Raw genomic sequence first — 854 nt, forward strand, 5'->3', positions numbered from 1 at the left:
GGCCGGGCCCTGACCCACACGGACGCAGCTGGCGCGGAGACCCGTACGGCGTACACACCCGCGACCGGGCAGTCGCCGACCAAGACCGTGACGACCAACGCCCTGGGGCACACCGCTGAGGTGACCACCGACCCGCGACGCGGCGTGGTGACGGCGGCCGTGGACGCCAACGGCGTACGGACGGATGCGACCTACGACGCATTGGGGCGGACGACGGCGGTGTGGGAGCCGGGCTGGACGAAGACCGAGAACCCCACCAAGCCGACCGCGACGTACACGTACAGCCTGTCGCGGACGAAGCCGAACGTCGTCACCGAGCAGCGACTGGACTATCAGGGTGACTACCTGACGACGTACTCCTTCTACGACGGTTTGCTGCGCAGCAGGGAGACCCAGGGGCGTGCGGTGGGAAGGCCGGACGGGAAGATCATCTCCGAGACGCTGTACGACACGGCGGGCCGAGCGTGGAAGTCGTACACCCCGTATTTCACGGACGGCGCCCCGTCGGCGGAGTTGGTACAGGCAGCCGACAACAAGGTGCCGGCGGCCGTACGCAATAAGTTCGACGCCTCCGGCCGGACCATCCTCTCCGTGGCCCTGCGCTACGGGGACGAAAAGGCCCGCACCCGCACCCTGTACGACGGCGCGGAGCGCACCACGGTGATCCCGCCGGAGGGTGGGACCGCGACGACCACCCTCACGGATGCCTTCGGCCGCAAGGTCGAACAACGCTCCTACACCAATGCGGCACGCACCGCGTACCAGGCGACGACGTACGGCTACGATCTGGCCGGGAACCTGGTGACGATGAAGGACCCCGCGGGGAACTCCTGGTCTTGGTCCTACGACAAGCG

Annotated in this window: 1 protein-coding gene; it reads left to right on the top strand. The window is 68.3% G+C overall.

Annotation, left to right across the window (positions count from 1 at the left end; all coding sequences use genetic code 11):
* Positions 1–854: hypothetical protein (locus ACWF62_RS20500; RefSeq protein WP_452631250.1), on the top strand; the 854-nt coding region annotated here is incomplete at both ends.

It is taken from the genome of Rhodococcus sp. NPDC054953 (assembly GCF_053609225.1).